Genomic DNA, 8,411 nt, shown 5'->3' on the forward strand with positions numbered 1-8,411 from the left:
CAAAATCAACCAATCCATAAAAACAAATCGGTATCAACAAACTTGGCACACTATTGAGTTCTCAAACAACAGACACACCCGGCACCACCCACACCCACAAGGGGTCCAAGATCGCTCCGGAGCAACTTTTAAAACTTACCGGCTGCTTGCCTCCTAGTCAAATCAGCGTTCTTGACTTGATCTTCACGAGGAACTCAGTCAACTTCACCGATCTCCACTGGGGAGCAGCGCGGGTACTAACTATACCACCAGTTCTCCGGGGAGGCAAAAGCCCCGTCAGACGGCTTCCTGCCCCTTCAGCGACCACCCTCAAGATCCACGCGAAGGGCCCGGAAACTCATGGCTTCCGGACCCTTCACTCGCAGAAATGCAGAACAACTACCCCGCAGGAGTGAACCAGGAAGCCCCAAGCGGCGGCAAGGTGACGGTCAGTGCGGCAGGCAGTCCTTCCGCTCCGGGTGCGGTGGCAAGCAGTTCACCGGCGTTGATCACACCCGAGCCTCCGAATGCCTCAGCGTCAGTGTTGAGCACTTCCTTCCATGCGCCGGCGGACGGGACTCCAAGCACATAGTTCTGGTGCGGAGCTCCCGAGAAATTCACGGCGCACACCAAGGGATTGCCATCGTGGTCCCACCGGATGAAGGTCAGTACGTTGCGGTCAGCGTCCGCCCCGTTGATCCACTGGAAACCGCCTGGCTCGTTGTCCCGGACGTACAAGGCCGGCGTCGAGCTGTACAGCGTGTTCAACTCGCGGGTAAGCAATTGCAGTCCGCGGTGCGCCGGGATGTCGGCAAGGAACCAGTCGAGCCCGTGCTGCTCGGACCATTCGGCTTCCTGGCCGAATTCCGTGCCCATGAAGATGAGCTGCTTGCCCGGGTGCGCCCATTGGTAAGCCATGAACACCCGCAGGTTGGCAAGCTGCTGCCAGCGGTCGCCAGGCATCTTGCGCAGCATCGATCCCTTGCCGTGAACTACCTCGTCGTGGCTGATGGGCAACAGGAAGTTCTCCGTGAAGGCATAGACCATGGAGAACGTCACCGTGCCGTGGTGCCAGCGGCGGTTCACCGGGTTTTCGGCGATGTACTTGAGGGAATCGTGCATCCAGCCCATGTTCCATTTGATGCCGAATCCCAGGCCGCCGTGGCTCGTGGGCGCGGTGACGCCGGGGAACGCCGTGGATTCCTCGGCGATGGTGACTGCTCCCGGGTGGGTCTTGTAGATCGTGGCATTGACCTCTTGGAGGAAGGAAATGGCTTCCAGGTTCTCGCGTCCGCCGTGGACGTTGGGGAACCACTCCCCCTCCTCGCGCGAATAGTCCCGGTAGAGCATGGAGGCCACTGCGTCCACCCGGAGTCCGTCGATATGGAATTCCTCAAGCCAGTACAAGGCGTTCGCGACCAGGAAGTTGCGAACCTCTCTGCGGCCGAAGTCGAAGATGAGCGTTCCCCAGTCCGGGTGCTCGCCAAGCCGGGGATCCGAGTGTTCGTACAGTGGTTCCCCGTCGAAACGGGCGAGGGCCCACGCGTCCTTCGGGAAGTGTGCCGGGACCCAGTCCAAGATGACGCCTATACCCGCCTGATGCAGTGAATCGACCAGGAACCGGAACTCGTCCGGATGCCCGAAGCGGGAGGTCGGAGCAAAGTAGGACGTGACCTGGTAGCCCCATGAGCCGCCAAAGGGGTGCTCGGCCACGGGCATGAACTCGACGTGGGTGAAACCAAGCCACTTCACGTATTCCACGAGGTCCTTGGCCAGTTCCTTGTACCCGAGGCCAAGACGCCAGGAACCTAGGTGGACCTCGTAGACACTCATGGGCGAGTTGTGCGGATCCTTGTTGGCGCGCGCCGTCATCCAGGCGTCGTCCTTGAAGCGGTACCCGGACTCCACGACGCGTGACGCGGTCAAGGGCGGAACTTCGGTGCCGAAGGCGAGCGGGTCTGCTTTCTCCACCCAATGGCCTGCCTTGGTGAGCAGCTCGAATTTGTAGCACGCCCCTGCTACAACCCCGGGAATGAAGACTTCCCAGACCCCCGAGGACCCGAGGGAACGCAAGGCGTGTTCACGCCCGTCCCAGGAGTTGAAGTCGCCCTTGACGCGGACTGCCTGCGCGTTGGGCGCCCAGACAGCGAAGGACACGCCGTCCACATCGCCGAGCGGGGAGCGGTAGTGCTGGACGTGCGAGCCCAGCGTGTCCCAAAGCCGTTCGTGCCGACCTTCTCCGATGAGGTGCAGGTCCACTTCGCCCACGGTTGGAAGGTAGTGGTAGGGATCGTTGATCGTCACCGGCGCGGAGTCGCCGTAGACAACCTCCAGGCGGTAGTCCGGGACATGGCCCTGCTGCAGCGGTTCGAGGACCGCCACCCAGACGCCGTCGGTCTCGTGGGTCATCGGGGTGGAACCGGCTTCGGTGACTACAGCAACTTCCGCCGCGAGGTGCTTGACCGTGCGGATGGTGACGTGACCGTGGTCGTCAAGGTGGGCGCCCAGCACCGAGTGCGGTGCGTGGTGTGCGCCCGCGGCCACCCGGCCCAGGGTAGCGGCGTCCACATACAGCGGGACTCGGGGCCGTTCGGTACGTGCTGAGCCTGTCATTTCCTTACCTTCCGATGTCGCCGCGGCATCCGTGCCGGGGCTCGTGTTTCCGAGGAGCTGCCGCGAAGCATTGACCGGAATGGGCAACCAGTCCGGCCTGTTCCGTAGCTCGTAGATCACCTCGTACAAGGCCTTGTCCAGCCACAATGCCACAAACAGCGGCGAGCGGCGGTCAATGGTTCCAGGGGTGATGTCGCTGTAGCCCGCCAGGAACGCCTCGGCGCAGTCGTCAACCCACGTTGCGGGAACCCGGGCGCCCGGGTTCTCGCGGATGGCCGCACCGGCCGCGTAGTCAAAGGAGCGCAGCATCCCTACGACGTCCCGCAGGGGAACGTCGGGAATATTACGGTGCTCGATCGGCCTCAGGGGCTCGCCCTCAAAGTCCAGGATCGCCCACCGCGCAGGTTCTCCCGCTGCACCGGGCACCAAGAGGATCTGGCCCAGGTGAAGGTCGCCGTGGATGCGCTGCAGCGTCCCGGCTTCCTTGCCCGACAGTTGCGTCAGAAGTGCCTCAAGCTGCTGTTCATGGGGCCCGACGGCGGTACCGGCCTCAGCCCACGACTGGCGGACACGCCGGACTACTTCGGGCGCGATGTCCTGGCCCGGAACGCGTTCCCGGGCGGTTCCGAGGGTTTCCGCGAGCCGCAGGTGCACAGTGGCAGTCGCCTGGCCCAGCTGCCGGGCTTCGGCGGCAAAGTCAGTGCCCGATGCCGCGGCGTCGACGGCGAGACGCCAAGCGTCCTGGCCGCCCGCAAGGAATTCGTGGGCCACGGCGAAATCGGCCGAAGCTGTGCCGTGCCGTCCCAGGGGTGTCCGTACCTCCCATGTTCCCGTGATCCATCCAAGGGTCGAGGGCACTTCCTTGGTTCCCGCCGAGGTCAAGGCCGCGCCGACCTCCACCTCCGGGTTCTTGCCGACTGACAGCACCCGGAAGATCTTCACGATCGCCGCGGACATGCCGTCGTCGACGATCACTGACGTGTTGGACTGCTCGCCGGAAGAGACACGCACGGAGCCTGAGGCGGTGGGCAGCCGCAGGCTGCCGGGAACCGTATGTCCGCTCGCCGTGCATTCCCCCTCCCCGGGTTCGGCCGAAGCCTGCCCGCGGATGAGATCCAGCATTGCCGTCACAAAGTCAGGATCGTGGGGGGCGTCGTATACCCACACGGGCGGGTTCTGCTCGCTTGTTCCACCGATCTGACCCACCAAGGCAGGTGCAAAAGCGGCCGAGGGCGCGGAACGAAAGCTAAGCGGTACTTGGATGATGTCGGTCTGCCGACCGCCATCAGCCGTGGCATACGCGACGGAGATCAGCTGGACTTCCAACCCAGTCCCGGAGGAGGGCGCAGAAAGGGAGAACGAACCGACCAAATCCAGTTCGAATAACCCCGCCTTGACCGGAAACCAGCGCTGCCGGGGCAGCCATTCCTTGAGCAGGGAGGCCAGGACCGTGGTGGGCGCCATGAGACTCATCTCAGCCTTCGATGGAGAGCACTGGGATGGCCTGGGTGTACGGCGACGAGGCGGTGGAACCCGCCGAACGTATCCGAAGCCAGAAGAAGTCGTGGCTGCCGAGCGTGAGGGTCAGGGAGCCATCGGCGCCGATTCCTGGGAACGGTTGGCCTCCGAACACATCCCTCAAGCCTCTTCCGGCATATTCAGGGATGTCCAAAGTGGTAGCAACCGGATGCTGAGACAGGTTGAAAACGCACAGGATCGACTCGGCGTCCTCGCCTTCCGGATTGTCCTCCCGGAGTTCGCGCAAATAGGCAAGGACCACTTCATGGTCTGCCGGAACGTTCCGGTAGCCGCCTAGCCCGAAGGCCGCGTGGTTCCTCCGGACACTCAGGATCTGCCGTGTCCAGCGCAGGAGCGATCCGGAATGGGCCGCTTCGGCCTCGACGTTCGCCATGCTGTAGTTGTAGACCAGCGACTGGATGACAGGCAGGTACAGCTTTCCGGGGTCGGCGTTGGAGAACCCTGCGTTGCGGTCCGGATTCCATTGCATCGGCGTGCGGACGGCGTCGCGATCGTCAAGCCAGATATTGTCTCCCATCCCAATTTCATCCCCGTAGTACAAGAACGGGCTGCCCGGAAGGGAAAGCAGCAACGCGTTGATCAGTTCGATCTCGGAGCGGGAGTTGTCCAGCAGCGACGCAAGCCTGCGCCGGATCCCGATGTTGGCGCGCATTCGCGGGTCCGGGGCGTACCAGCCCAGCATGGCGGCACGTTCGTCGGAGGTGACCATCTCGAGCGTGAGTTCGTCGTGGTTGCGCAGGAAGGTGCCCCATTGGGCGCCGGCCGGGATTCCCGGGGTGTCCCGCAGCGTCTCGATGATGGGGGCGGCCTTCTGGTCGCGGAGCGCATAGTACAGGCGCGGCATGATGGGAAAGTGGAAGGCCATGTGGCATTCCGGTTCTTCCTCCGTGCCGAAATATTCGACGACGTCGTGCGGCGGTTGGTTGGCTTCGGCGATGATCACACGGCCCGGGTAGTTCTCGTCCACCATCTTCCGAAGATCGCGCAGGAAACCGTGGGTGGCCGGCAGGTTTTCGCAATTGGTGCCCTCTTCTTCGAAGAGGTACGGGATGGCATCTGCCCGGAATCCGTCAATGCCTTGGTCCAGCCAGAACCTGACGACGTCGTGCAGAGCCTCGACGACCTTGGGGTTTTCGAAGTTCAGGTCGGGCTGGTGGCTGAAGAAGCGGTGCCAGAAGAACTGCCGGCGGATCGGATCGAACGTCCAGTTCGACTCTTCCGTATCCACGAAGATGATGCGCGCGTCCTGGTACTTCTCGTCGGTGTCACTCCACACGTAGAAGTCACCGAACGGACCATCCGGGTTCTTACGTGACTCCTGGAACCAGGGGTGTTGGTCCGAGGTGTGGTTCAGCGGGAGGTCGATGATGACCCGCACGCCCCTCGCATGGGCTTCGGCCACGAGCCGCTTGAAGTCGCTGATGGTGCCGAACTCGTCCAACACGGACGTGTAGTCGGAAATGTCGTAACCACCATCGCGCAAAGGCGAATCGAAGAACGGCGGCAGCCACAAGCAGTCCACTCCGAGCCACTGCAGGTAATCCAGCTTTTCGATCAGACCGTGGAAGTCACCGGAACCATCGCCGTTCGCATCCGCGAAGGCCCTCACCAGAACCTCGTAGAAAACTGCCTTTCGATACCAATGGGGGTCATGTTGAAGACCCGGGGCATTCAGCTCGAAAGTGTTCTTCGGCGTGAAGTACTGACTCTGACCCTGCGGATTAAAGCTCACTAAGGCTACCTCCGGATATTGAGAATGTGTGCCGGTTCTTGATGCGCGTCCAGTCGGACGTAGTTGTACTCGCCCCACTCCCAGCTTTCGCCGCTGACCAAATCATCCACCCAGAAGCGTCCATTGGCGGTGAAGTCGGCCGGATCCAGCGAAAGTGCGGCGAGATCCAAGGTCACGGTGCTTTCCCTGATGCCGTGCGGATCGACGTTGACCACAATGATCAAGGTGTCCTTGCTGCCGTCAGGCAACGTCTTGTGCTTGGAGAACACCACAGTGGCGTCATCCGTGCTGTGATGCAGAGTCAGGTTCTGCAGGTCACCCAAGGCCGGGTGGGCCTTCCGGATGGCGTTAAGCCTCGTGATGTAAGGGGTCAGGCTGTGCCCCGAGGCCGCCGCGGCATCCCAATCGCGGTGCTTGAACTCATACTTCTCGTTGTCGATGTACTCCTCGGCACCCGGACGCGCCACGTGCTCGTACAGCTCGAATCCGGCGTATACGCCCCAGAGCGGGCTGGCCGTGGCTGCCAATGTTGCGCGGATGCGGAACGCGGCCGGACCCCCGTATTGGAGGTATTCGGTGAGGATATCCGGGGTGTTGACGAAGAAATTGGGCCTGAAGTACGCCGGGGATTCGTGGCTGATCTCCTGGAAATACGATTCCAGTTCGGTTTTGGTGTTCCGCCACGTGAAATACGTGTACGACTGCTGGAAACCTGCCCGGCCGAGGGCGTGCATCATCGCGGGGCGGGTGAACGCTTCGGCGAGGAAAACGACGTCGGGGTGCTTTTTGTTGACCTTGCCGATCAGCCATTCCCAGAACCACACCGGTTTGGTGTGGGGGTTGTCCACGCGGAAAATCTTCACGCCGTGGCTTACCCAGAGGAACACGATCCGCAGGATTTCCTTGGACAAACCGGCGGGATCGTTGTCGAAGTTCAGCGGGTAGATGTCCTGGTACTTCTTAGGCGGGTTTTCGGCATAGGCAATGCTGCCGTCCACGCGGGTCGTGAACCATTCCGGGTTGGTCTTCACCCAAGGGTGGTCCGGGGCTGCCTGAAGCGCCAAGTCCAGCGCCACCTCGAGGCCCAGCTCATTGGCGCGGGCCACGAAAGCGTCGAAATCCTCGAAGGATCCCAATTCCGGGTGGATGGCGTCGTGGCCGCCGGCTTCAGAGCCGATGGCCCACGGTGAGCCGGGATCCTGCGGACCCGGGGTCAAGGTGTTGTTGCGTCCCTTGCGGTGCTGGAAGCCAATCGGGTGGATGGGCGGCAGGTAGATCACGTCGAAGCCCATGTCCGCAACGGCGTCGAGCCTCTTGGCCGCTGTCGTGAAGTTGCCCGAAGTCCACGCTCCCGTGGAGGGATCGAAAACGGCACCTTCGGAACGGGGGAAGAATTCGTACCAGGCGCCCCGTCCGGCGAGGTCGCGCTCCACGAGGAGCGGGTATTGTTCCGAGACGGTCACCAATTCACGGATCGGCTGGCGCTCGACGGCGGCCGCGACCTCCGTGCTGAAGCCGGCGGCAAGGCGCTCCTCGGCAGTCTTGGAAGTATCGGCGAGGCCTTCGGAGGCAGCGCGCAGGGTGCGCTTGTCCGCCGCGCTTCGCGAGCTCTCTCCCGCCGCTTCCGCGAGGAGGGCGACGCCTTCAGCGAGCATCAGCTCCACGTCGATGCCGGCTTCGACCTTCACTTCGGCGTTGTGGTGCCATGTGCCGTAGCGGTCGTGCCAGGCTTCGATCGCGAAAGTCCAGGCTCCAGGTGCCGTCGGGGTCAGCAGGCCCTCCCAACGGTCTGTTCCCTTACCGCGCTCACCCGGTGCAGGTGCAAACCGCACACGCTGGCGTTCTTTACCCTTCGGGTCCAGCAGGACGGCGCTCACCCCCAGCTGGTCGTGGCCCTCACGGAAGACCGTGGCGCCGACCACCAAATCTTCACCAGGCAAGGCCTTGGCCGGAAACCGGCCTTCCTCGATCACGGGTTGGACAGCCGTGATCGGGAATCTGCCGAACCTGAGACCTTCGGTGATACCGGCCTTCTGCTTGGACTTGGATGCTGAGCTGGATCGGGGCGCTGCAGTAGTGGTCACAACCTCGACGTTAGCGAGAAAAATCACATTTTGCGAAGAGGTAGCCCAGACTCTTCCCCGCAATGTGTCATTTACCTAAAAGAAACCGAAAGCTGTTCCTGCCGTCCACCGAGTGGATTAGTGTGGCGCTCGTGAAGGCAATTCGAAGGTTTACCGTCCGTACCTTGCTCCCCGAGCCGATCCAGCCGCTCGCGCGTCTCGCGACGAATCTGCGCTGGTCGTGGCACCGACCTACCCGCGAGCTTTTTGCGAGCCTTGACCAGGAATTGTGGGAGGAAAGTCGTCACGATCCAATCAGCCTCCTCGGGTCAATCAGCCGCGATCAGCTCGACCAACTTGCTTCCAACAATGAACTTGTAGAGCGTGTCCAGCATGCGGCCGCGGATCTGGACCGGTATCTGAGCGAGCCGCGCTGGTACCAGGGCCTGGGTGCGGATGCCCCGGCGTGCATCGCGTATTTCTCG

4 protein-coding genes are annotated in these 8,411 nt (G+C 62.5%); 1 reads left to right on the forward strand and 3 read right to left on the reverse strand.

What is annotated here, in order from left to right; translation table 11 throughout:
* Positions 1 to 378 precede the first annotated feature (378 nt).
* From BMF89_RS07760 to BMF89_RS07770, 3 genes are read right to left on the reverse strand one after another with little or no spacing between them, the layout of a single operon-like run.
* Positions 379 to 4,056 (reverse strand): 1,4-alpha-glucan branching enzyme, encoded by a 3,678-nt coding sequence (locus BMF89_RS07760; RefSeq protein WP_139359594.1) that lies wholly within the window; start codon positions 4,054 to 4,056, stop codon positions 379 to 381.
* Positions 4,057 to 4,066: 10 nt separating this feature from the next.
* Complete coding sequence (gene treS, locus BMF89_RS07765; protein WP_078106529.1) at positions 4,067 to 5,863, reverse strand: maltose alpha-D-glucosyltransferase; 1,797 nt, start codon at positions 5,861 to 5,863, stop codon at positions 4,067 to 4,069.
* Between the two features lie 5 nt (positions 5,864 to 5,868).
* Positions 5,869 to 7,947: an alpha-1,4-glucan--maltose-1-phosphate maltosyltransferase gene (locus tag BMF89_RS07770; protein ID WP_290439670.1), complete on the reverse strand. Its 2,079-nt coding sequence runs from the start codon at positions 7,945 to 7,947 to the stop codon at positions 5,869 to 5,871.
* A gap of 62 nt (positions 7,948 to 8,009) precedes the next feature.
* Here BMF89_RS07770 and BMF89_RS07775 point away from each other — a divergent pair.
* Positions 8,010 to 8,411 (forward strand): DUF3417 domain-containing protein (locus BMF89_RS07775; RefSeq protein WP_366214762.1); only part of this gene is annotated, 402 nt, incomplete at its 3' end.

Source organism: Arthrobacter sp. SRS-W-1-2016, assembly GCF_002009585.1.
Classification (GTDB): domain Bacteria; phylum Actinomycetota; class Actinomycetes; order Actinomycetales; family Micrococcaceae; genus Arthrobacter; species Arthrobacter bambusae_A.

What these genes read in the sequence shown, in the direction of transcription:
- BMF89_RS07760 (WP_139359594.1), bottom strand. Translation starts at nt 4,056, where the DNA reads ATGGCGCCCACCACGGTCCTGGCCTCCCTGCTCAAGGAATGGCTGCCC.